Origin of the sequence: Streptomyces sp. NBC_01235, assembly GCF_035989285.1 — a bacterium.
In the GTDB taxonomy this organism is placed as follows: domain Bacteria; phylum Actinomycetota; class Actinomycetes; order Streptomycetales; family Streptomycetaceae; genus Streptomyces.
Map to the genome: position 1 here is coordinate 8,801,913 of NZ_CP108513.1, position 25,068 is coordinate 8,826,980.

21 protein-coding genes and 1 pseudogene are annotated in these 25,068 nt (G+C 69.9%); 8 read left to right on the forward strand and 14 right to left on the reverse strand.

Annotated features, from left to right (window positions below):
- Position 1: 1 nt before the first annotated feature.
- From OG289_RS39630 to OG289_RS39650, 5 genes are all read right to left on the reverse strand, one after another.
- Positions 2-1,555 (reverse strand): Wzz/FepE/Etk N-terminal domain-containing protein, encoded by a 1,554-nt coding sequence (locus OG289_RS39630; protein WP_327318827.1) that lies wholly within the window; start codon positions 1,553-1,555, stop codon positions 2-4.
- Positions 1,552-2,928, reverse strand: a complete 1,377-nt coding sequence (locus OG289_RS39635; protein WP_327318828.1) for a Wzz/FepE/Etk N-terminal domain-containing protein — start codon at positions 2,926-2,928, stop codon at positions 1,552-1,554. Before OG289_RS39635 ends, OG289_RS39630 begins: the two co-directional genes overlap by 4 nt.
- Positions 2,918-4,222, reverse strand: coding sequence for a glycosyltransferase family 4 protein (locus OG289_RS39640; protein ID WP_327318829.1), 1,305 nt, complete (start codon positions 4,220-4,222; stop codon positions 2,918-2,920). The genes OG289_RS39635 and OG289_RS39640 overlap by 11 nt, the downstream gene beginning before the upstream one ends.
- A complete protein-coding gene (locus tag OG289_RS39645; protein WP_327318830.1) occupies positions 4,179-5,504 on the reverse strand; it encodes a nucleotide sugar dehydrogenase in 1,326 nt (441 codons plus the stop codon). Before OG289_RS39645 ends, OG289_RS39640 begins: the two co-directional genes overlap by 44 nt.
- 82 nt (positions 5,505-5,586) lie before the next feature.
- A complete protein-coding gene (locus tag OG289_RS39650) occupies positions 5,587-7,065 on the reverse strand; it encodes a sugar transferase (protein ID WP_442819024.1) in 1,479 nt (492 codons plus the stop codon).
- Between the two features lie 487 nt (positions 7,066-7,552).
- Here OG289_RS39650 and OG289_RS39655 point away from each other — a divergent pair, with 487 nt between their 5' ends.
- Positions 7,553-7,735, forward strand: coding sequence for a hypothetical protein (locus OG289_RS39655; RefSeq protein WP_327318832.1), 183 nt, complete (start codon positions 7,553-7,555; stop codon positions 7,733-7,735).
- A gap of 44 nt (positions 7,736-7,779) precedes the next feature.
- On the forward strand, positions 7,780-8,217 hold the full coding sequence (locus OG289_RS39660; RefSeq protein WP_327318833.1) for a contact-dependent growth inhibition system immunity protein: 438 nt from the start codon (positions 7,780-7,782) through the stop codon (positions 8,215-8,217).
- Positions 8,218-8,363: 146 nt separating this feature from the next.
- Here the strand turns inward: OG289_RS39660 and OG289_RS39665 are convergent, their stop codons facing one another.
- Positions 8,364-9,899: an FAD-binding oxidoreductase gene (locus OG289_RS39665; protein ID WP_327318834.1), complete on the reverse strand. Its 1,536-nt coding sequence runs from the start codon at positions 9,897-9,899 to the stop codon at positions 8,364-8,366.
- Positions 9,900-10,565: 666 nt separating this feature from the next.
- On the opposite strand from OG289_RS39665, the gene OG289_RS39670 reads away from it, so the two are divergent.
- The 3 genes from OG289_RS39670 to OG289_RS39680 all read left to right on the forward strand — a co-directional run bounded on the left by OG289_RS39670 (position 10,566) and on the right by OG289_RS39680 (position 12,946).
- Entirely contained in the window at positions 10,566-11,009 is a 444-nt protein-coding gene (locus OG289_RS39670) for an RICIN domain-containing protein (protein WP_327318835.1), read from the forward strand.
- Between the two features lie 460 nt (positions 11,010-11,469).
- On the forward strand, positions 11,470-11,901 hold the full coding sequence (locus OG289_RS39675) for an NfeD family protein (RefSeq protein ID WP_327318836.1): 432 nt from the start codon (positions 11,470-11,472) through the stop codon (positions 11,899-11,901).
- Positions 11,902-11,905: 4 nt separating this feature from the next.
- On the forward strand, positions 11,906-12,946 hold the full coding sequence (locus OG289_RS39680; RefSeq protein ID WP_327318837.1) for an SPFH domain-containing protein: 1,041 nt from the start codon (positions 11,906-11,908) through the stop codon (positions 12,944-12,946).
- Between the two features lie 386 nt (positions 12,947-13,332).
- Here OG289_RS39680 and OG289_RS39685 read toward each other — a convergent pair whose 3' ends face one another.
- Complete coding sequence (locus tag OG289_RS39685; protein WP_327318838.1) at positions 13,333-13,980, reverse strand: peroxiredoxin-like family protein; 648 nt, start codon at positions 13,978-13,980, stop codon at positions 13,333-13,335.
- A gap of 121 nt (positions 13,981-14,101) precedes the next feature.
- On the opposite strand from OG289_RS39685, the gene OG289_RS39690 reads away from it, so the two are divergent.
- On the forward strand, positions 14,102-14,692 hold the full coding sequence (locus tag OG289_RS39690) for a TetR/AcrR family transcriptional regulator (RefSeq protein ID WP_327318839.1): 591 nt from the start codon (positions 14,102-14,104) through the stop codon (positions 14,690-14,692).
- 16 nt (positions 14,693-14,708) lie between these two features.
- Here OG289_RS39690 and OG289_RS39695 read toward each other — a convergent pair.
- Positions 14,709-15,146, reverse strand: a pseudogene (locus OG289_RS39695) (sulfite oxidase); the annotation flags it as partial.
- Positions 15,147-16,006: 860 nt separating this feature from the next.
- Here OG289_RS39695 and OG289_RS39700 point away from each other — a divergent pair.
- Positions 16,007-17,419 (forward strand): non-reducing end alpha-L-arabinofuranosidase family hydrolase, encoded by a 1,413-nt coding sequence (locus tag OG289_RS39700; protein WP_327318840.1) that lies wholly within the window; start codon positions 16,007-16,009, stop codon positions 17,417-17,419.
- 714 nt (positions 17,420-18,133) lie between these two features.
- On the opposite strand, the gene OG289_RS39705 is transcribed toward OG289_RS39700, so the two are convergent.
- Together OG289_RS39705 and OG289_RS39710 are read right to left on the reverse strand one after the other, a co-directional pair.
- Entirely contained in the window at positions 18,134-18,952 is an 819-nt protein-coding gene (locus tag OG289_RS39705; protein ID WP_327318841.1) for an SGNH/GDSL hydrolase family protein, read from the reverse strand.
- Entirely contained in the window at positions 18,939-19,508 is a 570-nt protein-coding gene (locus tag OG289_RS39710) for a PadR family transcriptional regulator (protein WP_327318842.1), read from the reverse strand. The genes OG289_RS39705 and OG289_RS39710 overlap by 14 nt, the downstream gene beginning before the upstream one ends.
- 787 nt (positions 19,509-20,295) lie before the next feature.
- On the opposite strand from OG289_RS39710, the gene OG289_RS39715 reads away from it, so the two are divergent.
- Positions 20,296-20,691, forward strand: coding sequence for a hypothetical protein (locus OG289_RS39715; RefSeq protein ID WP_327318843.1), 396 nt, complete (start codon positions 20,296-20,298; stop codon positions 20,689-20,691).
- Positions 20,692-21,243: 552 nt separating this feature from the next.
- On the opposite strand, the gene OG289_RS39720 is transcribed toward OG289_RS39715, so the two are convergent.
- From OG289_RS39720 to OG289_RS39735, 4 genes are read right to left on the reverse strand one after another with little or no spacing between them, the layout of a single operon-like run.
- On the reverse strand, positions 21,244-21,912 hold the full coding sequence (locus tag OG289_RS39720; protein WP_327318844.1) for a response regulator transcription factor: 669 nt from the start codon (positions 21,910-21,912) through the stop codon (positions 21,244-21,246).
- On the reverse strand, positions 21,909-23,225 hold the full coding sequence (locus OG289_RS39725) for a sensor histidine kinase (RefSeq protein WP_327318845.1): 1,317 nt from the start codon (positions 23,223-23,225) through the stop codon (positions 21,909-21,911). The genes OG289_RS39720 and OG289_RS39725 overlap by 4 nt, the downstream gene beginning before the upstream one ends.
- 25 nt (positions 23,226-23,250) lie before the next feature.
- Positions 23,251-24,072 carry an ABC transporter permease gene (locus OG289_RS39730; RefSeq protein WP_327318846.1) on the reverse strand — a complete coding sequence of 274 codons (822 nt, stop codon included), beginning with the start codon at positions 24,070-24,072 and terminating at the stop codon, positions 23,251-23,253.
- A complete protein-coding gene (locus OG289_RS39735) occupies positions 24,069-25,001 on the reverse strand; it encodes an ATP-binding cassette domain-containing protein (protein WP_327318847.1) in 933 nt (310 codons plus the stop codon). The genes OG289_RS39730 and OG289_RS39735 overlap by 4 nt, the downstream gene beginning before the upstream one ends.
- Positions 25,002-25,068: the final 67 nt, after the last annotated feature.

Consider the following 25,068-nt stretch of genomic DNA (forward strand, 5'->3'; position numbering starts at 1 on the left):
GCTACCGCGCCTCCTGGTCGCTGTCCGGGACCCGTGCCGCCCACATCGGCGGCCGCTCCCTCCCCCGCCGTCCCTCCCCCACTGCCTGAACGGCGTGGGAGGTACCCCCACCGTTCTGCCGGGACGGCCGTTCGTTGTGGCCGTGCAGCGCGGTGTGCAGCCCGTTCCACAGCGTGCCGTCGGTCCGGTCACGCGGGTCGGGGTCGATCAGCACCACACCGATCACCGCGATGCGCTGGTCCGCGAGCTGCCGTGCCACGGTGTGCAGCCATGCGGCGCTGCCGTGCCCGGCACGCACGACGAGCACGGTCCGGGTGCCGAGGTATTGCAGGTCGGTCCACGCCGCACCGGGCGCCACCGAGCCGACGCCGAGCCGGCGCTCCTCGGGCGACACGGCTGCGGCACGCTCGCCGGTGACCACGGCCGGATCCCCCGGCTTCGGGCGGCGGCCGGCGAGCTGTCGGCCGGGCAGACCGTCGACGACGACCACCGGTCCCTCCGCCGCCAGTGCCCTGGCGAGGTCCAGGGCGATCACGCTCGTGTTGCGCGCGCAGCCCAGTTCCAGCAGCGATACGGGTTCCGCGGAGCCGCGCACGGTGCGGGCCAGGGACGTGGTGAGCCGTTCGCGTGCAGCCCGGACCCGGCGGCGCTGCCATCGTCGGCCCGACCGGTGGGGCAGCTCGACGATGACCGAGGCGCCGAGGTTCGCGGCGATCTCCCGGCGCAGCACGGGACGGTCCGCCACCACCGCGCCGACCGCGGCCACCGCGAGCCCGAGGAAGAGCCCGAGGAAGAGCCCGATCGCGGCGCCGGTGGCAGCGGCCTTGGGCAGGGAGTGCCGGACCACGTACGGGGCGTCCACGATCTGCGTGCCGGCGACGAGCCGGGGCGTGCCGATGCTCGCCTCCGCGGCCCGTTGGCTGAAATCGGTGATCTGCGAGGTGAGTTCGGCCCGGCGGGCGTAGAGAGATTCCAGGTCCGCCGACGACCCCGGCCCGCTCGCCTCGGTTCCGTCTCCGATCGCCTTGTTGACCTGGGCCAGTTGGTCCTTCAGCTGGTCACGCTGGTCGAGCAGGGCCTTGGCCTCGGCTTTCGAGGCCTCCTGTATCCGCTTCACATGGTCTGCGACGAACGCGTCGGCCAACGCCTTGGCGCGGGCCACCGCTTCCGCGTCGCTGTCCCCGGTCACGGTGATCTGCAGCACGTTGTTGGTCAGACCGGTACCGCTGTAGTCCTGCATGAAGTCGCCGGCCTTTTCCCGGGACTCGAGGGACTTCAGGGCCTTGTCGGCGATCCGTGTGGTCTGCAGCAGTGCGACGTCGGTGCGGATCAGCGTTCCGGGGTCGTTCGGCTGGTCCTCCTCATGCGCGACCAGAACCTTGGTCACCGCGGTCGGCGGCTGCGGCAGCAGGAACGCCACCGCCGCGCCGACGAGCAGCCCCAGCAGCGCGAGGGACGACCAGAGGCGGCGCCGTCTGCGCACCGCCGCCACCAGAGCCTGAAGATCCAGCAGCGGAGCTGCGGCCGACGACTCCGCAGTCGTACTCGTTGTCACCCTGTGGCTCCTGTCGCTTCGTCCAGTTCGCCGTCGAAGCTCGCGAGCGCCGGTACGGCGGCATGCCGCGGGTGGTCGGCCGACCGCGTCGCACGGACCGGACCGGCGAGGACGATGCCGAGGACCGCGTGCTTGGCGTCCGCACACGCCTCGGCGATGCCGGCGAGCTCCGCCGCAGTCCAGCTGCCGGCGCTGACTACGACCAGGGCACCGGACTCGTGGCCGCGGTCCGGCACCATCGGCCGGGACACCGAGACCGCCACCGCTCGCAGCACCGGATCGCTCCCGGCCTCGACGACGAGCTGCCCGGCGGCCCGGCGGGCGATCTCGTCTCCCTCGGGGAAGACGACCAGCAGCCGCTGCGGGGCCGGCAGCTGGTCCCGGAGGCGGGAGAACACCCGCCGGTAGCGGATCTTCCTGCTGGCCTCGTCGCCGGACGTCTGCGGGGCCGGGATGTCCCACCGGACGTCGAGGCCCAGCAGTCGGCGCATCCAAGCCCGCAGGCCACGGCCTTCCGGCCGGTGCGTGGGCCGTTCAACGGGTACGTCGACGGTACCCAGCAGCGCCGAGCCCAGCGCCGCGGCGATCTCCGGTTCGCCGCGCAGCCGGCGGCTCATCCGCGCGGCGGTGAGATGGCCGATGACCGCGGACAGGAGGAACAGCAGCGCTCCGCCGGCGATGAGCTGCGTCCTCGTCGGCGGTGCCTCACCGGTCGGCCGGGCCGCCGACCCCATGACGACCATGTTCTTCGCCTCGTCGTCGACCGGGTCGGCCTGCTTGATGGTGCTGATGGCCTCCCGCAGCGCGGTGCGCAGCTTCTCCAGCTCGGTGCGGGTCTGCACGCTCTCCACGGTCTGCCCCGGATCGGTCGCGTCGGCCAGCTTGCTGATGCGGCGGCTGGTGTCCTCCACCGACTGCTGAAGCGCGGCGAGATCCTCCGCCGCCTCCGGGTCGGCACTGTCGCTCGCGATCCGCGTGGCGTAGGAGACGAACTCCTTGGCCACCTGGTCGGAGAGCCGCTGTGCACGCTCCGGGGAGTCGGCCGTGCCGGAGATCTTGATGATGTTCCCGTCGGTGGCCTTGGCGCTGACCTGATCCCGCAGGTCGCTGCCGCTCACCCCGGTCCAGCCGAGCGTGGCGGCCGCGCGGTCGACCACCACCGAACTGGTCGCCACCTCCGTCTGAGTCAGCAGCTCGCGCTCCTCCCACGTCCCCGGCAGCAGCACCGATGCCGAGGTCGTGTAGCGCGGCGGAAACAGCAAGGAGGCGCCGTATCCGACGAGCGCACCCACCAGGGCGAACATGGTGAGCAGCCGCCAGCGCCGACGGATAATCCGCCCGATGGTGACCAGGCGTATCGTGTCATCGCTCAACGGCGCGGCCTTCCCCTGCGGGGTCCGGGTCGCGCGCGGTCACCGGAGCCCGGTCACGGCGGGCAGCGGCGTAGGCGGCGAGCAGCGACGCTTGCGAGTTCCGCCAGGAGAGCGACCCGCTGATCCGCTCCTGGCCGATCTTGCCCATCCGGGCCCGCTTCTCCGGGTCGTCCAGCAGCAGCGCGATGAGCTCGGCGAACCCGGCCTCGTCGTTGGCGGGCGCGTAGACGGCGGCGTCACCGGCGGAGACGCGCGCCTCCCGGAGGTCGAACGAGACGATCGGCCGGCCCATCACCATGTACTCCAGGACCTTGTTCATGGTCGACACGTCGTTGAGCGGATTGCGCGGGTCGGGGGAGAGGCAGACGTCCGCGGTGGACAGGTAGCGCACCAGGTCGGCGTCCGGAATGCGCCCGGTGAACTGCACCTGCTCCGAGAGCCCGAGCCGCCGGGACAGCTCCACCATCGCGTCGAAGGTGTCACCGGCCCCGACGAACACCGCATGCCAGTCGGTCCGCCCGAGCTCGTCGCGCAGCTTCGCGAGGGCCCGCAAGGCGTAGTCGACGCCGTCCTGCGGGCCCATGACGCCGAGGTAGCACAGCAGATGAGGCTTGCCGCGCTTCAGCTCCGGCTCGGGCGGTACGGGGTGGAACCGGTCGATGTCGGGCGCGCTGCGCACCACGAAGACGTCCTCCGGCCGCCGACCGCCACGGCGCACCGCGACGTCCCGGTAGCTCTCGTTCGTGGCGAGCACGACGTCCGCGGCCCGGTAGGTCCGCCGTTCCAGCGCGCACACGGCGCGGTAGAGCAGGTCTTCGCCGCGGCCGAACCGGGAGAGGTACAGCTCGGGTACCAGGTCGTGCTGGTCGAAGACGAACCGCGCTCCACGCCGCTTCAGCCACAGTGCCGGCAGGAACAGCAGGTCGGGCGGGTTGCAGGCGTGGACCACGTCGACCGGGCCGACCTTGCGGGCCAGCCGGACCGTATGCCACAACGCCGATCCGTACTCCCGCAGGTAGCCGGCCGGCCCTCCGGTGGCCGCGCGCAACGGGTAGCGGTGGATCCGCACCCCGTCGATCTCCGCCTCCGGCTCCGTGTCCCGCTTACTCCCTTGGGGACAGATGACGTGCACCTTCCAGCCCGCGTCGCGCAGCGTCGTGCACTCCTGCCACACCCGTCGGTCGAACGGCACCGACAGGTTCTCCACCAGGATCAGCGCGCGCCGGTCCGGCCGGTCGTCGCTTCTCGCGTCACCAAGCAAGGCCCACGTACCCCGGTTCGGCCCGGCGCGCATCGGCGTCGGGAAGGTGGATGAGGTCGATGATCACCGGGCCGTCGCCATGGGGCAGCGCCGACAACACGGCCGGATCCCTGGTCCCGACCATGCACACCTCGGCGTGCTCGAGCACTTCCTCGACGGAATCCGCGAGCAGCTGCGCGAGGTGCGGCAGCCGGGTCTCGATGTACTCGCGGTTCGCGCCGATCAGCCGGGAGAGGCTCACGTTGGCGTCGTAGATCTTCAGGTCGTAACCCTTGCCGAAGAGCCTTTCCGCCAGCTCGACGAGCGGGCTCTCGCGGAGGTCGTCGGTGCCGGGTTTGAAGGACAGTCCGAACAGGCCCACCCGGCGCTTGCCGGTGCGCTCGACCAACTCCACCGCGCGCTGCAGATGGTCGGAGTTGGAGGGCAGCACGTGGGCGAGGATGGGCACCGAGACGTCGGCCCGCTGCGCCGCGTAAACCAGGCTGCGCAGGTCCTTGGGCAGGCAGGAGCCACCGAAGGCGAAGCCGGGCCGCAGGTAGGCGGGGCTGATGTTCAGCTTGCGGTCGGCCAGGAACACGTCCATCACCTGGTGCGAGTCCACCCCGAGCGCCTGGCACACCGCGCCCAGCTCGTTCGCGAAGCCGATCTTGAGGCCGTGGAACGCGTTGTCCGCGTATTTGATCGCCTCGGCCGTCGGGACCGGCACCCGGAACACCTCGCCCGGCAAGCCGTCGTACAGCGCCATCACCGCATCGCCGCTCGCCGGGTCGAGCTCGCCGATGACGGTCTTGGGCGGGTCGAAGAAGTCCCGCACGCTCGTGCCCTCGCGCAGGAACTCCGGGTTGACCGCGACCCCGACGTCCACCCCGGCCGTGCCGCCGACGTACTTCTCCAGGATCGGTACCAGCAGGTTCAGGCAGGTGCCCGGGAGCATGGTGCTGCGGAACACGACGGTGTGCCGGCCCCCCTGCTTGGCCCCCTCGGCCAGCGCGGCGCCGATCTGCTCGGTGACCCGTTCCAAGTACGTGGTGCACAGGCTGCCGTTGGGCTCCGACGGCGTACCGACGCAGACCAGCGACACCTCGCTGTCCATGATCGCCTCGCGGACGTCGCCGGTGGCGCGTAGCGCTCCGGTCCGCACGACCTCGGCGATGAGCTCGCCGATCCGCTCCTCGACCACCGGGGCCTTGCCGTCGTTGACCAGGTCGACCTTCACCTGGTTCACGTCCACCCCGATGACCTCGTGACCCATGCTGGCCAGGCACGCGGCCGACACGCAGCCCACGTAACCGAGCCCGAAAACGCTGACTCTCATGACCCGTTCCTCCCCCCAGGCAGGCCCTTCCGGCCTGCGGTCCGCGCGCCGGCGGGACCGTTGAGTTGCAGTCCCCCGCGCATCAGTAGGCCCCCTGCCCGTAGAGCACCGCACGCAGCGTCTTCCACAAGATCACCGTGTCCAGGGCGAGCGACCAGTCCTCCACGTACCGCAGGTCCAGCCGGACCGCCTCCTCCCACGACAGGTCGCTGCGTCCGCTGATCTGCCACAGGCCGGTGAGTCCGGGCTTGACCAGCAGCCGCCGCCGGATGTCCGGGCCGTACGCGGCGGACTCCTCCGGCAACGGAGGCCGCGGACCGACGAGCGACATCGATCCGGTGAGCACGTTGAAAAGCTGCGGGAGCTCGTCGATCGAGTACCGGCGCAGCACTGCTCCCACCCGGGTCACCCGCGGATCCCGGCGGAGCTTGAACAGCGGGCCGGCGCCCTCGTTGCGGCCGGCCAGCGCGGCACGTGCCGCGTCAGCCCCGGCGACCATGGTGCGGAACTTGAGAATGGTGAACTCGCGGCCGTCCTTGCCGACTCTGCGCTGGCGGTAGAACGCCCCACCCCGGCTGTCCACCAGCACGAGCAGCCCGACGGACAGCATCAGCGGCGCGAACAGCATCAGCAGAATCGTTGCGCCTATTCGGTCGACGACCGCTTTGACCGCCCGGCGGCCCCCGGTGAAGGTCGGCATGCTGACCCGCAGCAGCGGGATCCCGAGCACCGCGTCGACGTGCAGCCGCGGGCCGGCCACCTCCATCAGCACGGGGGCCACGACCATCTCGGTGTCGCTGCCTTCGAGGTTCCAGGCCAGCCGCTGAAGCCGGTCCGGTGACCAGTGCGGGTCCGGTGTGACCGCGACGACACGGTAGCCGTCGCGGCGGACGTGGCCCGCGACGTCCGCGAGCCGGCCGACGACCGGCACTCCGTCCAGTTGGTCACCGTTCAGCCAGGGACCGTCCGTCGTGCACACCGCGTCCACCCGCCAGCCGAGGTGCGGGGACTTGCGGGTTCGGGTGATCAGGTCGCGCACGGTGGCCGGGCTCCCGGCAGCGAGCACCGGGCGCAGGCACCGTCCTTCCTTGCGCTGTTTGTGCAGCGAGAGGCGCAGCAGATATCTCGCGGTCATGGTGACGAGCGCGATCGCGGGGATCGCGACGAAGATCCAGAGTTTGATGTTGCGCGAGGTGAGGGCGATCCCGCCGAGCGCCAGTACGACGGTCGCCGTGAACAGTGAGCGTCCGAGCCGGCGGAATTCCTCGGCGCCCTGGCCGAGCACGGCCGGAGCCCACGCGCGGCTCACCGCAAGCGCCCCCAGCACCAGCAGCTCGGTGCCGAACGCGAGAATTCCCCACTTCTCATGCCAGTTGGCCGCGTCCCTGGCCCCGAAGAAGTTGCCGATCCCCGCCACCACGAAGGCGGTGGCCACGGTATCGCTGGTGATCACGGTACGGCGGTACCGCTGCTCCCAGTCGCTCGCGGGCCGGCTGATTGCCCCGTTCGCCAGACGCCCGTGCGCCGACGGAAACGGGCTGACCAATTCCCCTTGCGCCACAGAACCCCCCAGGTCCCCAGTGGTTCGACGTGTTCGCCGCCCGGGAGGCCCCCGCCCCCCGCACTGTTGCTCCCCTCGGGAGGCCCCCGCCCCCCGCACTGTTCCTCCCCTCGGGAGGCCCCCGCCCCCCGGCGCATGACATCCCGGCTATTTCAGAGCTGCTTGAAACAACCCGCCGTGGCGGCAGCAGACTCGCATGTCCTGCCAGACTCTCGAGGTGCGCGGGAACCCGACGAAACCTCGGGTGCTCCCCGCACCCAAGGGCCCCCTCCGGGGTTCCAAGAACTGATCATCCCCATGTCTGGCGCCGGGGAAGCGACTGCTGGCTTTCCGTACAGCCGGACCTATAGATCATTACTGTTCGGTTCATGTCCGAACAGGTGAAGCACGGTCAATCTAGACCATCGGGGCCAGATATGAAGAGGGGATGTGTGTAATTTGTGTTCAAGCTTTGAGACTGTATCCACCGATCGGTCACCGCCTACAGGTGCCTTTACGCCACCGCACGCTCCAGCCGCTCGCCCGGCCCCCCGGGCGCGGCTTCCATGCGGTGGTGATCGGCGAGCTGCAGCGGGCCTTCCGCGGCGCCCGGTTCGGCAACAACTTCCCGCTGTTCGTGCACTACGGCGTGCCGCTGTGGGTGCCCGAGACGGGCGCGAAGTGGTGGTGACCTGATTCGGAGAGTCCTTGCCTGTTTCGGTGAACATGGGCCCCATGGACCGTCTGCTGCACCTCGACCGCACGCTCGACGAGCTGGACCCACCCCGGTGGGCGCCCCCTTCCCCTGACGCGACCCGGTTGGTGCGCACAGTGCATGAGTTGCGGCGTGTGCCCCTGGGCGAACTCGGTGCGGCGGATCTGCGCACTCTCCTTTCACAGCAGGTGGCACTGCCCTACGTCCTTCCACTCGCCGTCCGCCTGCTGATCGAGGAGCCACTGCTCGACGCCTGGTTCTACGAGGGCGACCTGCTGCTCGCTGCCGTCAATGCCCCTGCTTCGGCCTGGGCCTTGCTGCCAGAGCCCGGCGCGCGGCTGCGGGCCGTGATCACGACTTTGCCGGAGGCGGTGGTCGCCGGCCTGCCCCGCGGTGCCGCCGAGGATCTTGCCCGCTTCGTCGCGCGGCCCGAGACGCTGCGCCGACCTGACAGCTGACGTGACGTGCAGCGCCGCGGTCGGCCACCACGCCGGGCGGATCGCCGAGATGAGCCGCGCATTCCAGCGGTGACCTGGGCAGGGCGCCCGAACAAGGCGGGGCCCACCGGGCACATGCCCGGTGGGCCCCGGCCTGTGCGGCGGTCTCAGCCGCGGGGATGGCCCACGGCCTGCTGGTAGCGGAACAGGCCGGCGGGATCGTACCGGCGTTTGACGGCGACCAGGCGGTCGTAGTTGGGGCCGTAGTAGGCGTGCTGCCAGTCGTGCAGGTCCGGGTCGGGGAAGTTGACGTAGGCCGCGTGGGTGGACAGGCGGCGGCGGAGCATGTGGTGGGCGGCGCGGGTCTGTGCCAGGAGGGCGCGTACCTCGGTGGGCGGTGCGCCGGGCTTCCAGTGGGTGCCGATGTCGATGACGAAGGTCGCGCGGCGGTGCGGGTAGGCCGTCTCGTCCGGGCGGGGTGCGGCGCTGTCGCCGCCCATGGCGAAGAGGGTGACATAGCCGGTGGCCCGGCCGGGTCCCGGCTGCCAGCCGCGTACCCAGTCGGCGACGGCGGCCACCGTCTCCGGACCGGGCCACCGGTCGGGGACGAGGGACTTGGAGGCGTAGGCGTCCTTCGCCCCGGGGGTTTCCATGAGGTGTTCCTGTGCGGACCAGAATCCGTGTTCCTCGATGACGGTCCGCGTCGGCCGCAGCTGCAGAAGGGGCCTGAACAGGCGTCGCAGGGCGTCCTCGTGGCCCAGCCGCTGTCCGAGCAGCCAGAGCGAGGTGGTGCCGTCGCCGGCGTGCCTGAAGCCGATCCGTACGTCGAAGTCGTGGTGACGGTCCACGTCGAGGATGTGCCGCAGTTCTTCCATCACCTTGACGCCCGCGTCCAGGCCGAAGGTCACGTCGAAGACCGTGGCGCGCAGCCGGCCGACGGGTGCGGCGTCGAATACGAAGCCGGTGTTGATGCCGAAGTTGCCGCCCGCTCCGCCCCGGCACGCCCAGAACAGGTCAGCGTTCTCGTCGTCGGCCGCGCGCACCAGCGTCCCGTCGGAGAGGACGACACGGGTCTCGGTGAGCCGGTCGCATGTCAGGCCCCACTTACGGTCGTTGAAACCGAGTCCGCCGCCGAGGGTGAGCCCGGCGATGCCCACTCCCGGGCAGCGACCACCGGGGAAGTACAGGTTCGCCGCACGGGCCGCGTACACGTCCGAGTTCGTGGCGCCGCCTCCCAAGCGCAGCCGCCGCCCTTGTGGCACCACCTGTTTCAGCGCGCGCAGACTGATCACGAGCCCGGGGGTGGTGGAGTAGCCGGCGTAGTTGTGCCCGCCGGAGCGGGGCGCGAACGGCACATGGTGTTTGGCGCACCACCGGATCGCCGCGGCCACATCGCCCTCGGTCGCGCAGGCGAGGACACCTGCCGGGCGGACGGACGCGTAACGCTGGTTGTCGGGCACCGCTTTCGCGGCGTACTGCGCGGACCCCGGGCGGTACAGAGCGGCGGCCGGGCTGAGGCTCCGCCTCAGTTCGCGCCAGGCTCCCGGCTCGATGTCCTCAATCGCGAAGGGCGGTAGGGCGACGGGGGCTCGGGAGCGGGGGTCGGCCGTGGCCCAACCGGCGCCGGCGCCCAGCCCGATCAGGCTCCCGGCGGCCGCGACTGCCGCTCCGGTGCGCAGTAGTTCTCGTCGGCCGGTCTTCACAGGTGAACCCCTTCGTGGTGGGCTCGGGCGCCGGACAGCGGATCCGGTCACGAGCGGCAGAGGCCCCGGTCGGCGGGCCTCACCCACGATGGGTGCGCACGGGGGCAGGCGCCGGCCGTGACACCCGGGCGCGCTTGCGATTCACACAAACGGAGCGAGGCGCGCGTACGCGGGATGTACTGGCCGGCTGTGGCGCGTCCTGGAGACCGCCGCAGGTCTCCTGTGCGAGAGGCGGTTCTGCTTTCGCTCGGGTGTTCGTCGAATCTGTCGCTGAAGGTCAAGGCGCTGAAGGTCAAGGCGCTGAAGGGCAAAGCAACTGGCCGACGTAGTGCGCTGTTCACCGACGCCAGGAACAGCGAATGGGCTGTCCTACCCGCGCCGGTCAAGTGGGACTTTTCCGTCGACAAGCGCTCGGGTGAGCACCTGAACCGGGCCAGGGTCTCCGACGGGCATCACCTGGGACCGACACGCCACCGAAGGCACCGGAGCGCATGGTCAGGGGGCGCGTGGTCAGGGCGATGGAACATCAGGACGAATCCGCTGTAGTCCCGAAGGGTGACACAGAGCTTTTCCGACCTTTGTCGCGCGTCGGTGGGGAAGGGATGCGTCGCCCAGAAGATCGGCGGCGCCCCGCGCGGGTACCGCACGTCAGAAGTGGAGTCGGCCTTGGCGCCTGTACCGAACGGCACCTACATGATCACCCGTCCCGGTGAGCAACTGCTCACGATGGAGGGAGGGTCGTCGGAGCCCAAGACACCCGTTGTGCTGCTGCCGCCCACCGGTAGCCCCGGCGAGCAGGAATGGCAGCTGGAGGAACTCGGTAACGGCAACTGCACGATTCGCAATCTCAGGAGCGAAACGTACCTGTCCTTCGACGGTGACCCGGAGATGAACAAGCCGGTCGTCGGATACCCCGAGCCCTGCCAGTGGGCGCTCTACCAGAGCGCGCAGCCGCACACCTTCCACGTCGTCGTCCCTGGAGGCCCCGTCGACGGCCAGGAGCTGGCCCTGGACCTCAGTCTGCTGCGGATCTTCCCGCCCCGCATCGCCCTGAGGCCACTCGAAGTCGACAACCAGCGCCAGGCGTGGACCTTCCAGTTCATGGAGTAGTTCATGGAGTAGAGGCGTGAGCCGGGTGCCCGGGTCGGCCGCCGATCCGGGCACCACCTCGAAAGGGCGGCCCTGCTCACCACGGCTGCTTGCCGGGCGACGGCAGGCCGGCTTGTGTCTCAGCTGTCGTGCTTCGACCCACGAAGACCCTGTCCAGGGACTCCCTTCACGGGACACCGGGGCGGCATAACGAGAAGCGACACGACCAGAGACGGGCGGACGAAACGGCCGCGGGTTTCGCTCCGGACCGGAATGGCCCTTGTGCAGTGGTGGAGTGATCTTCTCTGGATGGGTACGCATGTAAGGGGTGTGAATTGGCTGCTTCGGGTGTGCCGCACCGGCCCGCCTAGCCCGGATCGCCAGGGATTCCTCGCCGAGGGGTACCGCGGCTGTCCCGTTTCGGGGTCCAATGGTGAGAGTCCAGCCCTTCCACGCCCGCACCGGTCAGAAGAGGCACGCAATGGATCCATGGCTGATGTGGTTGATCATCGCAGCCGTTCTGGCTGTGGCGGAGATCCTCACACTGACTGCTGCGCTCGGAATGCTGAGTGCGGCCGCGTTGGCCACGGCGGGTTCTGCTGCGGTCGGGCTGCCACTGCCCTTCCAGTTCCTGGTGTTCACCGTCGTTGCTGTGGTCACCGTGCTGTTTTTGCGGCCCATCGCGCTGCACCATCTGCGCCAGCCCCAAGCGGCACGGTTCGGCGTGGACGCCCTGGTCGGCAAGGCTGCCTACGTCGTCGCGGAGGTGACGGGACGGGGCGGCAGGGTCCGTATCGACGGCGACGAGTGGACGGCCCGCGCCTACGACGAGACGCTGGTGATCCCCGTCGGAAAAACCGTCGATGTCATGGAGATCAGCGGCGCAACCGCGATTGTCTACCCCCGGGACTGAAACCATGGATACCTCGGCGTTCTTGATTGCCGGCCTGATCGTCGCTCTGTTCGCGGTCTTCACGGTGGTGCGGTCGGTCCGTATCGTGCCCCAGGCGCGTGCACGCAACGTCGAGCGACTGGGCCGCTACCTCCGGACCCTGAATCCTGGCCTCAACTTCGTCATCCCGTACATCGACCGCGTTCACCCGGTGATCGACCTGCGGGAACAGGTTGTCTCCTTCAAGCCGCAGCCGGTTATCACCGAGGACAATCTGGTCGTCGAGATCGACACCGTTCTTTATTTCCAGGTGACCGATCCGCGTGCGGCCTTCTACGAGATCGCGAATTTTCTTCAGGCGGTCGAGCAGCTCACCGTCACCACGTTGCGCAACGTCGTGGGATCCATGGACCTGGAAAAGACGCTCACCTCTCGGGACACCATCAACAGCCAGCTGCGCGGCGTGTTGGACGAGGCCACCGGAAAGTGGGGGCTGAGGGTCAACCGGGTGGAGATCAAGGCCATCGACCCTCCGCAGACCATCAAGGACGCGATGCAGAAGCAGATGCGAGCCGAGCGGGACAAGCGCGCCGCGATTCTCGGGGCCGAGGGGCAACGCCAGTCACAGATACTCACTGCCGAAGGCGACAAGCAGGCCGCCGTTCTGCGCGCGGAGGGCAACCGCACCGCCGCCATCCTCCAGGCCGAGGGCCAGTCCCGGGCCATCGACGAGGTGTTCCAGGCCGTGCATCGCAACGACCCCGACCCCAAGCTGCTCGCCTACCAGTACCTTCAGACGCTGCCCCAGCTCGCGCAGGGCTCGGGCAACAACTTCTGGGTCATCCCCAGCGAGATCACCTCCGCACTCCAGGGCGTGTCCCGCGCCTTCAGCGAGGTGCTGCCCCAGTCTCCGGCCACCCGCGAGAAACCCACGGACGACGACACGGCTGCCCAGGCCGCCGACGACACGGCGCAGGCCGCGGAAGCCGCCGCGGCCGCCCTCGCCGACGCAGCGAGGGCCGATCGCGGCACCTTCGACTCCCGCCCCTCCCAGCCGCCACGCTGACCGGCCGGGCACGCCGGCCGGACTTCGCCGGTGCCCGTACGCCACGTCCCTGGACATGACCCGCGTTCGGCGGCCGAGGCGGCTCTCCAGCCGGATCGGCACCGCTTCACGGTGCCCCGACCACTGCTCATCGGTCATCTGGGTCCGCGGCGGCGGGCCCGCTACCCCTGGTCGGCTGCATCACCGAACCGGTGGGCCAGGCAGTCGCCCGATCCGCTGAGGGACGTGGAATCACCGGCCTCTGGGGCGTGCGACAGGGCTTCCCGGCGACCGTTTCGACATGTCGTTCGGCGCCGCAGAGCTCGTCCGAGTCCGACAGCGGTGCAGTCGTGGCCGGGCCGGGAAGGTGAGACGGACTGTCCGCGTGTGCCGGCCCGGATCGGGGCTCAGCCGAGGGCGTCGAGGGCTGCCAGGATGTCGGCGGGTTCGGCGCGCCTGGTGTAGTCCGTGTCGACGAAGGCCCAGCGGATGACGCCCTCCCGGTCGATGACGTAGGTGGCGGGCAGCGGCAGGGTGCGCGGGTGTCCGCCGTTGACGCGCTGGAGGTCGAAGCCGAGCCGGTCGTAGACGGCGGCGAGGTCATCGGGTAGGTCGAAGGCGAGGCCGTACTGCTTGGCGGTGTCGGAGCCGACGTCGCTGAGGACGTCGAAGTCGAGCTGGTGCTTCTCGGCCAGGGCGAGGGACTCGTCGGGGACCTGCGGGGAGGCGGCGACGAGGCGGGCGCCTCGTGCGCTGATCTCGTCGTGGTGCTGCTGGAGGGTACGCAGCGCGATGTTGCAGTACGGGCACCAGGCGCCACGGTAGAAGGCCAGGACGACGGGGCCGGCCGCGAGCAGACCGGCCAGGCTCACGGGGTCGCCGGTCGCGGACGGCAGGCGGAAGAGGGGGGCCCGAGCGCCGACGGCGAGTGCGCGGTCGGCCTGACCGGAGTCGGCGAGTTCCTGGCCGGCCCGCTGCATGATCTGCCGTATCTCGGCGGGGATCTGCCGCTGACGGGCTGTGTAGAAGGCGTGCAGCTCGGCGTTGAGGGTCATCTGGAGGTGCCTCCTGGGGTGCGGTCGTCGCGTCGGTCCCGGCATCTCGGAACGACCGTTTCAAGATAGCGGGCGGCCAGGTATCCTGGAACCCTCATTTCAAGATGTCGAGGACTGAGACATGCCGGACGTCAAACACTTCGATCCGGACGCCGCCCTGGACACGGTGATGCGGCTGTTCTGGCGCCAGGGCGTGGCCGCGACCGGGATCCAGGACGTCGTGACGGCGACCGGCCTGAACCGCTCCAGCCTTTACGCCACCTTCGGCGGCAAACAGGAGCTCTACCGCGCCGCACTGCGCCGGTACATCGAGCAGCGTTCCCAGCCGGCGTTCAGCCGCCTGGCCGGAGACGGCCGCGGCCTGCCCGCTCTCCAGGACTTCTTCGCCCAGCTGATCGACGCCCGCTGCTCCGGCGCGTACGCCCGCTGGGGCTGCATGGTCTCCAACGCGCACGCCGGGGACGAGAGCAGCGACCCCGAAGTCCGCTCCGCCCTCGACCGCCACCATCGGCGGCTGCGGGAGGCGCTGCACACGGCACTCGTCGCCGCCGAGGCCAAGGGGCAGCTCAAACCCGGTACCGACCCCGGACCTGCGGCCGACCTGCTGGCCCTGCTCGCCTACGGAGTGAATCTGCGCTCGCGTGCGGGTGCCGATGCCGGGGAGCTGACGACGACCGTGACCGGCGCTCTCGACGCGCTCGGGGTGGCGTGAGCGGGCTGTGCGGTGGTCATGGGGTGTCAGTGCGGTCGGGGCAGAACACCGGTACCCGCTGGACGAGGTTGTTGCCGAATCCACCCAGGTTCCAGGGCTGTTCCAGCGGCTGGGTGTTCCCCGCCTCGTCGTGGGCACGGACGCTCAGGACGTGGTCGCCGGGGACCGCGGACCACGGGGAGGACCACCGGCGCCAGGCCCATCGGTGGCCGTGATCCGGTTCGAGTTCGGCCCCGTGCCACGTCAGGCCGCCGTCCGTGCTCACCTCCACCGATGTCACAGGGGCGTGTCCCGACCAGGCCCGTCCTTCCAGCAGGACCGGGCCCGGTGCCACTACCCGTGTCCGGGACATGAAGTCGGGGAAGCCCGGCGGGATCAGCAACGCCCTGGGAGCGATGCGGGTGACCGGCTCGCCGGCCTCCTCGGGCGCCTGCCTGATCCGGTTCGGCACGGCGGTCGCGAGGAGGCGGAGCAGTCGTCCGCCTGATCGTCGGGCACCTGGGGCTCCTTTTCCCGGGAGATCACCTGAAGAGTCTTCGAAATTTCGGACGCTATTCGGAAAATCCGGATGGCGAGGATATTGGAGAGTCGGTCGGCCACGTCAACACCGTCCGCGAAACCGGCCCAGCTGCGGCGCCAAAGGGCTGTCCATCCGCACAGCCCGGCCACTCGATCGGCTTGACCTGCGGCGTTTCACTCATAAAGCCCTACGAATGTTTCGAAGTCGCTTGCGAATCATGCGAGAGGTATTGACGCCGTTCACCGGATCCCTATCATCCAGGTTGCTCGACAGTTCGATTCATGTTCGACATAACGAACACGCCAGGGCCGCTCCACTCACACAGCAGGGCACCTCCGGGTCACGCCCACCGCCACGGCCGAGCCGCAAGGGGCATGCCGCACGATGCATATGTCATGGCCTGATCAATACTGCTCTCGTCATCGCGCGCCGGCTGCCGCCACCGGCCTCGCCGCCGGCGCGGTTCTCCCGCCGGCGGGCGCCTCCCGCGCCGCAGCCGCTCCCGCTCGAGGGCCGGTCCGTGCCACCGCCGGGGAGTACACGAACCCGGTGATCTGGCAGGGCTTCGCGGACATCGACGACCACGACGATCAACGTCCGACACAGGCCGGCGCGTTTCGCAGTAGCCCGAAGGCGCCGGGCGCCACCGGTCTTTCAGAAGGTCTCGCAGGACCGGGAAGCCGCAAGGGTCGGCCCGGTGCCCACGGACCGCCATGAGCCGCACCGCATCGACAGTCCGGACGACCTCTGACGGGGCCGACCGGAACCGCTTACTCAAGGATTACGAGGTCCCCATGCGCAGACGAAGTTTCAGCCGCGGACATCTGTCTGTGGTGCTCGCCGCCGCGGTTGCGGCCCTGGTCGCGTTGGCGGCGATGCTCGTCGCCAACCCGGCTCAGGCGGCCACCAGCGGCGCCGTGCGCGGTGTTGGTTCCGGCCGGTGTCTCGATGTGTCGAACGCCGGCCAGACCGACGGCACATACCTGCAGATCTGGGACTGCTCGGGCGGGACCAACCAGCAGTGGACGTCGACGGACAGCAACCAGCTGACCGTGTACGGCAACAAGTGCCTGGATGTTCCGGGCCACGCCACCGCGGCCGGTACCCGGGTGCAGATCTGGACCTGTAGCGGCGGTGCGAACCAGCAGTGGCGGGTGAACTCCGACGGCACGATCGTCGGCGTGGAGTCCGGGCTGTGCCTGGACGTTACGGGCGCCGGTACCGCCAACGGCACGGCGGTGGAGATCTGGACGTGCAACGGCGGCAGCAACCAGAAGTGGACCGGCCTGTCCGGGACGCCGGGCGGCACGTGTTCTCTTCCGTCGACGTACCGGTGGACGTCGACAGGTGCGCTGGCGCAGCCGGCGAACGGATGGGTCTCGCTGAAGGACTTCTCCAACGTGGTGTACAACGGCAAGCACCTGGTCTACGCGTCGAACGTGTCGGGATCGTCGTACGGCTCGATGGCGTTCAGTCCCTTCACGAACTGGTCGGACATGGCGTCGGCGGGCCAGACCGGAATGAGCCAGTCCACGGTGGCGCCCACGCTGTTCTACTTCGCGCCCAAGAACATCTGGGTGCTGGCGTCCCAGTGGGGTGCGTCGCCCTTCATCTACCGCACGTCGAGCGACCCCACCAACCCCAACGGCTGGTCCTCGCCGCAGGCGCTGTTCACCGGCAGCATCACCAACTCCGGCCCGATCGACCAGACCCTGATCGGTGACGGCCAGAACATGTACCTGTTCTTCGCCGGTGACAACGGCAAGATCTACCGGGCGAGCATGCCGATCGGGAACTTCCCGGGCAGCTTCGGCTCGTCGTACACGACGGTCATGAGCGACTCCACGAACAACCTGTTCGAGGCGGTGCAGGTCTACAAGGTTCAGGACCAGAACCAGTACCTCATGATCGTTGAGGCGATAGGTGCGAATGGGCGCTACTTCCGCTCGTTCACGACCTCCAGCCTGAGCGGTTCGTGGACCCCGCAGGCCAGCAGCGAAAGCAACCCCTTCGCGGGCAAGGCCAACAGCGGTGCCACCTGGACCAACGACATCAGCCACGGTGACCTGGTCCGCAACAACCCCGACCAGACCATGACCATCGACCCCTGCAACCTGCAGTTCCTCTACCAGGGCAAGTCTCCCACCGCGGGCGGCCCCTACGACCAACTGCCGTGGCGGCCGGGGGTCCTTACCCTGCAGCGCTGACCCGCCCGATCCACGGTGATCGCGACGTGGTGCGGTCCGCCGGCGCGCAGACGAGCGGTTTACCGCGTGGGCAACTCCACCTGCTGACCGATACTCATCACCTCGTGGAACCCCAGCCGTGCGTCGGCTGGGGTTCCTGTCTTCTGTGGACTTTCATCGTGGGTACGGACCGAAGCACTACGACGCCACCGGGGATCCGCTCACCGGCCGTGATGTGCCGTGAATTCCGCGAGTGTCATCCGGGTCGCCGGTACGTGTCGCCCTCGCCGTCGCCCTCCTCGACGCGTCGTCCGAGAGCCGGGCCGTCGCCGCGACGAGTTGGACAGAGCCGGCCGTCTGGATCCACGCGATCTGCACTGGCTCGTCCACCCGAAGCCGGCCGCCGAGCCGCTCGCAAACCTCGCGGCGCGCTGACACTCCACCAGGCGATCGGCGGTGCTGCAGGGCAGTGCTGCCAGTCTGCGCGTCATCGCATGTGCAGGCACCGGCCGACGCACCGGCACGCCCGGGCCCAGTGGGGTCCCGCCAGGCTCACCCCACCAGGAACGCCAGGTCGATCGGTGGACTTTCGCGAAGCACACCCCCGGAGGCGGCTGCCTACGGTTGAGCGGGACAGGAGGAGCCCGTTCGTCCCACTCGACCGCAAGCACCGTGAGCCAGAGCCCCATCAGTCCATAGTCGTCTGGGACAGGACACCCGGGGCCGATGCTGTCCCTACGAAGATTCCCGTCGACCGGTGTCCGCCGCGGAGTCGGGCGGGGCACTCACGGGCAGGAGCTGGGGGCGTTTCGCGGTGCGGTCGTCGCCGGAGGACTGACCGCGCAGACGGCGTCCGAGCCAGGGGCCGAGATATGCGGTCGCCCAGCGCAGTTCGGCTCTTGCGGCTTGCCAGCCCGCGGGAACCCTCTGTGGCGGGAGGGGGAGGGTCCAGGCGTCGTCGCTTCCGGGCAGGTGGATGGCTTGGGCGAGGGCTGCGGCGATCCGTTCGTGGCCGAGCGGGCTGGCGTGGAGTCGGTCTGCGGTCCACAGCCGTGGGTCGGTGGTGACGGCGTGCCGGGCGGTTTCGGCGACCGCGACCCCGTGACGGGCGGCCGCAGCGCGGATGCAGGTATTGAGGTCGAACACGCGGGACCTGATGGGCCGGGCCAGGGGCGTGATCATTCCGGCGTCGGGGAAGGTCAGTGTCACCACGTGGGTCCCGGCATCCGTGAGCGCGGCGAACATCTCTTCCAGGTGCCCGGCCACCTCTGCGGCGTTGAACCGGGGCCGGAGCAGGTCGTTGACCCCGGCGACGACGGTGGCCAGGTCGGGGCGCAGGGCCAGGGCCGGCCTCAGCTGTTCAGTGCGGACCTGGCCGGCGGTACGTCCTCGTACAGCCAGATTGGCGTACTGAAGCCCGGCGTTGACGGCTGAGAGGTGCTCGGCCAGCCGATCGGCGAAGCCGCGTAGGCCGACGGTGTCGTCCCCGTCGCCCAGTCCTTCGGTCTGGCTGTCGCCCAGGGCGACGTAGCGCACGTATTCACCGCTCGGCATGAGTCGTCCGCCTTTCCCGCAGGACAGTTGCGATCCGCAGGCACCAGTCCCGGTGTCCCTGCTCAAAGGCGAGGCCGCGCAGGCAGGTCAGGTACGACCCGATCCGCTCGCCTCGGCGTAGGAACTCCTCTTCGTCCGCATCACCGCGCAGTTGCCGCAGCAGCTTGCCGAGAAGCTCGATCTTGGCCTCGGCCGCAGACGCTCGCTCTTCGAGCTGTTCGATCACCGGCGCGGTACCGAGGCGGTCGGCGACCTGGACCTTGACGAGCAGATCGTCGCGGATGAACGAGGGCTTCGATACGGCTGCGGTGAACTCTTTCAGCTCGGCGCGGCCGGAGTCGGTGACGTGGAACAGGCGTTTGTCGGGTCGGGTCTCCTGGACCACCTGCCGACCCGCGACCAGCCCTTCCTTCTCCAGCTCGGTCAGCTCGGCGTACAGCTGCTGGGGCGGGGCGTGCCAGAAGTTCGCGACGACGACGTCGAACGTCTTCGCCGGCTGGTATCCGCTGTACTCGCCGTCCAGCAGCGTCGCCGGCACGGCGTGTCGCAAGGCCATCGAAGCAGCCCCTTTCCTCGTCCGCACGGCATCATAGCCAAGAAAATTACTAATCGGATCCTTGAGTATCAGGGGAGGTCATGGAGTGAGACTGTTGAACGCCTTCGCGTCGCCGTAGAGAAGGGTTGACTCGCCGCACTGAACGATCCGTTCACCGAGGCATCCGTCTCTACAGCCCGGTGAAGTCCACGCCCTTCGAGGGCGAGCCCACGGTGCCGGGGCTCTTCGACGTCCTGCATTGAGCGGGCGCGTGGGTTCGGGCCGATGTCGCGGGCCCGGGGTAGAGGGGACCGGCAGTCATGGTGCGGGGCTGTCCCGCTATCTGCCGGCTCAGTACATCGAGGTGATCGATGTGAACCGGCCGGACCGTGCGGCTCGCCGCCAAGAGCAGCAAGTAATTCTTCGGCAGCTCCCTGCCTGCGGGAGGGCTCTGCGAACCGCCGTGCTCCACGTGCGCTGCGCGAACATCGTCCGAGCGTAAGCCCCGAGCGATCGCTCCACCCAGCCTTCCACCCCAGCTACACCCCAGGTTGTACACCGCCAACCACCCCGGTTGCAGGCGCAGTTCAACCCACGGGTGGGCGAGAAGCAACGGCCCCTCCAGCTAACTTTCATACACCCGGGCAGCAACGCCTCGGGCGGGCTCTGCTGGCGAAAGGCCGAGCGCCGGCTGCCGTACAGGCGGCGGCCGTCCGCCTCGCCCAGCTTCTCCATTCACCGAACCTCGACTGCTGCAACGACGACGACATCGCCAACGGCAGCCACTTCACGGAGGGAACACCCGCATATGCGCAAAGGCTTCAAAACCGGGTTGATCGCGGCGGCGACGGTCGGCGCGCTCTGCGCCGGCGTCGGCACCGCGTCCGCGGACACCTACAGCAACTACCGGAGCATGGTCCGGCAGAAGACCATCGGCAACTGCCACGCCGCCATGGACGCCCAGTGGGACGTCACCACTCAGTACTGGGTGGTCCGCGGCGCGGTCTCCAGCAGCGGCGGCGGCTGCAAGATGCACTTGGAGCGCAACAGCGGCAGTGGTTGGGCGACTGTCTCGAACGACTACTCCACCAGTGGCGACTGGGTCCGTACCGGCTGGCACTGGAATGGCGGAGGGTCCCAGTCAAAGGTCTGTTTCAACCTGCCGCAGGTGTCCCCGGCGTGGTTCTGCACCGACCCCTGGTGATGACGCGGCAGTGAGAGCAGTGTGACGAGGCCCCGTGAAGAGGCCGACGTCCGCATCACGGGCGTCGGCCTTGTACGTGCCCGGTCGGCCTGTCGCTCGGGCGTGGGGGAGTCGCCGCAGCTCGGCTCACCGGCCGTGGCCTGCGGAGCGATCCGGATCTGGACGGCGCGCTGTCGATGTGTGAGGGCTCAGGAGTTGCTTGACGTTGTGTCCTCATGACTTGCTTGACGTGGCGCGCGCGACTGTCGGCTCGGCCACGCTTTGACTCGGGTGACGGGCTTGTCGTGGTGCGGGGGTGAACAGCCAGTTCCTCGCCGTCGTGGACGATCCGGAAGTGGGTGTCCTCCACGACTACGGTCACGACTTTGTAGGGCCACTACCAGCAGGACCGAGACCTTCCAGTGTTGGGGCTTCGACTACGTCGAGATCGACTGGCGCGGCGGCCGCGAGGCGGGCCCGGACCAGGAGACTGACGTACCAGCAGATCGCCGCCGCCGACGAGGCCGCGTCCGCCGTCGGCAGGCTCAGGGCCGACCCAGGGCCCTTCGCGGGCTACGACTTGGCCCTGACCAGCCCGGTGTCGTACGCCGTGATCACTGCCTGGATTCGGTCGCGGGCGTCTATCTTGGCCAGGACGCGGCCCACGTGCTTCTTGACGGTGGATTCGGTCAGGACGAGGCGCTCGGCGATCTCGGTGTTGTTCCAGCCCTGACCGATGGCGACGAGGACCTCGCGTTCGCGGTCGGTGAGGGTCCTCAGGCGGGGGTCCTCGGCGGCCGGGGTGTCCGCGGGGGCCAGGACCCGGTGGGTGTAGGCGTCCAGGAGGCGGCGGGTGAGGCGAGGGGCGACGACGGCGTCGCCGGTGGCGACCGCGTGGATACCGGCGACGAGTTCCTCGGGGCGGGCGTCCTTGAGGAGGAAGCCGCCGGCGCCGGCGCGCAGGCCTTCGTAGGCGTACTCGTCGAGGTCGAAGGTGGTGACGATGAGGACGCGGGTGCGGCCGCCCGTGGCGACGATCCGGCGGGTGGCCTCGATGCCGTCCATGCCGGGCATGCGGATGTCCATGAGGACGACGTCGGGGCGGAGTTCGGCGGCCAGGCGGACGGCCTCGGCGCCGTGCTCGGCCTCGCCGACCGGGGTCAGGCCGGGAGTGCCCTCCAGAAGCATGCGCACGCCCATGCGCTGAAGGGGCTGGTCGTCGGCGATGAGGACGGTGGTCATGGCTGATGATCTCCCGGGGGTACGTCGAGCACGACGTCGACGACCCAGCCGTGGCCGGTGGCGGGCGGGCCGAGGGTGACGGTGCCGCCGTACATGGCGGCGCGCTGGCGGATGCCGACGAGACCGTGCCCGGCGGCGCCGGGCAGCACCCCGGCGGGTACGCCGGTGTCGGCGACCCTGATGTGCACGGTGCCGGCGTCCTTGGTGACGGTGACGTCGGCCGTGGAGCCCGGGCCGGCGTGTTTGAGGGTGTTGGTGAGGGCTTCCTGGACGATGCGGTACACGGTGAGCTGAACACCGCTGCCGAGGGCGTCGAGGTCGCCCATGGTCCGGTAGGTCACGGGCAGCCCCGCCGCGCGCACCCGCGCCAGCAACGGGTCCAGGTCGCGGATGCCGGGCTGCGGGCCGAGCGGCCGTACGTCTTCTTCATGTCCCCGCTCCTCGCGCAGCACGCCCAGGACGCGCCGCAGCTCGCTCATCGCCTGGCGGCCGGTGCCGGCGAGGATGCGCAGGGGCTCGGCGGACGGCTCGCCGCGGTTGGCGGCGAGGGTGGCGGCGCCGTCGGCGACGCTGACCATGACGGACAGGTTGTGGCCGACGATGTCGTGCATCTCGCGGGCGATGCGGGTGCGTTCGGCGGCGGTGGTGAGCCGGACGCGCTGGTCGTGCTCGATCTCCAGACGCGTGGTCCGGTCCTCCAACGCCGCCAGGTAGAGGCGGCGGATCCGCAGTGTCAGGCCGATGGCGATGGCGGCCGTCGCCGTGCCCAGCAGGAAGAAGAGGCCGAGGAACGGGTGTTCGACGGGGGCCAGGAGGCAGACCGCCAGGGTCAGTTCGGCCGCGGTGAGAGCGGCGGCCCAGCCGAGCGCGCGCAGTGATCCGTGCAGGGCCAGGCTGTAGAGGGCGATGAGTGCGGCCATGCCGGTCTGCTGCCACACGCCCAGCGACCACTGGGCCAGGGAGACCGCGGCGATCACGGAGTACGTGACGGCCGGGGCCCTGCGGCGCCACCACAGCGGTACGGCGAGTGCGACGGCGAAGGCGGCCGGCACCGGGGTCGGCAACCGGCCCGGGTCCGTCGTGTCCCCGAAGGGGCCGTGGCGGCTGTGGGAGAGCAGGTCGGGGAGGCTGAACAGGACGACGACGAGGACGACCGCGGTGTCGAGCACCCACGGATGCCGCTGGTCCAGTCGGCGCCGGGCGCTCTGACCGCGCAGCATACGGCCCAGGAGCGGGTGCGCCCAGACGTCGGCGAGCCCGGGAGACGGCGCGGTGACCGTCCCCCGGGCGGCGGTCGCGGGGGCCTCTCTCATGATCCCCACTGTCTCGCACCGCCGCTCAGGCGTCGCTCTTGAGGAGCCGCCAGGCGGCTCCGGCGAGGGTGAGTGCCACCCACCCGGCGAAGACGGAGAGTCCCGCCCCGGGGGAGAGGGCGCCGGAGGACTGGTGCAGGGCGTACACCGCCGAGCCGGCGTTGCTGGGGAAGTAGGGGTTGATGTTGTCGTAGAGGGAGTCGGGCAGCAGGGAGGCCAGGCCCGGGAGGATGAGCAGGACGCCGACCAGGACCGCGATCGCCCCGGCGCTGGAGCGCAGCAGCACGCCCAGGGCCACACCCGCGACGGCGACCAGGGCGAGGTAGAGGCCGGCACCGGCCAGGCTGCGCAGCACACCGGCGTCGCCCAGGGACAGGGCGATCTTCTCGCCGTGCAGGCCCAGGGTGCCCAGCTGGAACGCGGCCAGGGCGCCGAGCGTGGTCAGGACCAGGGCGACGGCGCCGATCACGGCGGCCTTGGACCACAGGACGGGCAGGCGGCGGGGGACGGCGGTGAGGGTGGAGCGGATCATGCCGGTGGTGTACTCGCCGGCCGACAGCAGGACGCCGAGCACGCCGACGGCCAGTGACGCGAAGGTCACCCCGAGCAGGGCGAGGCTGACCGCGTCCTGGTCGCCGGAGCCGGGTCCGGGCGGCCCGCCCTGGGTGGCCACGTCGGGGCTGTAGGTGGCGGAGGCGATCGCGCCGAGGGCGATCAGCAGGACCACGGCGACGGCCAGGGTGATCCAACTGGAGCGCAGCGACCAGAACTTGGCCCACTCCGCGCGCAGCACCCGAGGACCGGTGACCTTGTAGGCCGGGGTGGGCGAGAGTTCGGTGACGGTCATCGGGCTGCCTTTCGCTCGGTCTCGGCCAGATGGCTCTGGTACTCGACGACGTCCCTGGTCAGGTCCATGAACGCCGCCTCCAACGAGACGGACTGCGGGGTGAGTTCGTACAACGCCACCCCGTGCTCGGCCGCGATCAGCCCGATCTCCCGGGCCTCGCGTCCGGAGACCAGGAGTTCCTCGGCGGACGAGGAGGAGATCGTGACGTCCGGGCCCGCCAGCAACGAGCGCAGCCTGGCGGCCTCGGCGGTGGCGACCTTCACACCGCCGCCGCTCGCCTCCCGGGTGAAGTCGTCGACGGTGGTGTCCGCCAGGAGCCGGCCGCGGCCGATGATCACCAGGTGGTCGGCGATCAGCGCGGTCTCGCTCATCAGGTGCGAGGAGAGCATCACCGCGCGGCCCTCGTCGGCCAGCGAGCGCAGCAGGTTGCGCACCCACAGCACGCCCTCGGGGTCGAGGCCGTTGACCGGCTCGTCGAGCATGACGATCGCGGGGTCGCCGAGCAGGGCCGCCGCGATGCCGAGCCGCTGGCCCATGCCGAGCGAGAACGCCCCGACCCGCTTGCCGGCCACGCTGGTCAGACCGGCCAGTTCGATGACCTCGTCGACCCGGCGGCGCGGAATGCCGTGCGTGTACGCGAGCGCCATCAGATGGTTGAACGCGCTGCGGCCGGGGTGGACGGACTTGGCCTCCAGCAGGGTGCCGATCTCGTGCAGCGGTGCCGTGTGCTTCGCGTACGACGTGCCGTTGACCGTGACCGAGCCCTTGGTGGGTGCGTCCAGGCCGACCACCATGCGCATGGTGGTGGACTTGCCGGCGCCGTTGGGGCCGAGGAAGCCGGTGACCTCACCGGGCTTGACAGTGAAACTCAACTCGTCGACGACGGTCTTGTCGCCGTACCGTTTGGTCAGCTCACGCGCTTCGATCATGGGTGTGGGCCTTTCACCTCGGACTCGGCCGGGCGAGCGCCGCGACCTCCGCAGTCGACGTTAGGAG

Bases quoted from the DNA above. Each gene is read 5' to 3' on its own strand.
- OG289_RS39720 (WP_327318844.1), bottom strand. From the start codon at position 21,912: ATGACCACCGTCCTCATCGCCGACGACCAGCCCCTTCAGCGCATGGGC.
- OG289_RS39735 (WP_327318847.1), bottom strand. From the start codon at position 25,001: ATGATCGAAGCGCGTGAGCTGACCAAACGGTACGGCGACAAGACCGTC.
- OG289_RS39675 (WP_327318836.1), top strand. From the start codon at position 11,470: ATGGATCCATGGCTGATGTGGTTGATCATCGCAGCCGTTCTGGCTGTG.
- OG289_RS39710 (WP_327318842.1), bottom strand. From the start codon at position 19,508: ATGGCCTTGCGACACGCCGTGCCGGCGACGCTGCTGGACGGCGAGTAC.
- OG289_RS39705 (WP_327318841.1), bottom strand. From the start codon at position 18,952: ATGCCGAGCGGTGAATACGTGCGCTACGTCGCCCTGGGCGACAGCCAG.
- OG289_RS39645 (WP_327318830.1), bottom strand. From the start codon at position 5,504: ATGAGAGTCAGCGTTTTCGGGCTCGGTTACGTGGGCTGCGTGTCGGCC.
- OG289_RS39685 (WP_327318838.1), bottom strand. From the start codon at position 13,980: ATGACCCTCAACGCCGAGCTGCACGCCTTCTACACAGCCCGTCAGCGG.
- OG289_RS39640 (WP_327318829.1), bottom strand. From the start codon at position 4,222: ATGCGCGCCGGGCCGAACCGGGGTACGTGGGCCTTGCTTGGTGACGCG.
- OG289_RS39700 (WP_327318840.1), top strand. From the start codon at position 16,007: ATGCGCAGACGAAGTTTCAGCCGCGGACATCTGTCTGTGGTGCTCGCC.
- OG289_RS39680 (WP_327318837.1), top strand. From the start codon at position 11,906: ATGGATACCTCGGCGTTCTTGATTGCCGGCCTGATCGTCGCTCTGTTC.
- OG289_RS39690 (WP_327318839.1), top strand. From the start codon at position 14,102: ATGCCGGACGTCAAACACTTCGATCCGGACGCCGCCCTGGACACGGTG.
- OG289_RS39660 (WP_327318833.1), top strand. From the start codon at position 7,780: ATGGACCGTCTGCTGCACCTCGACCGCACGCTCGACGAGCTGGACCCA.
- OG289_RS39715 (WP_327318843.1), top strand. From the start codon at position 20,296: ATGCGCAAAGGCTTCAAAACCGGGTTGATCGCGGCGGCGACGGTCGGC.
- OG289_RS39730 (WP_327318846.1), bottom strand. From the start codon at position 24,072: ATGACCGTCACCGAACTCTCGCCCACCCCGGCCTACAAGGTCACCGGT.
- OG289_RS39725 (WP_327318845.1), bottom strand. From the start codon at position 23,225: ATGAGAGAGGCCCCCGCGACCGCCGCCCGGGGGACGGTCACCGCGCCG.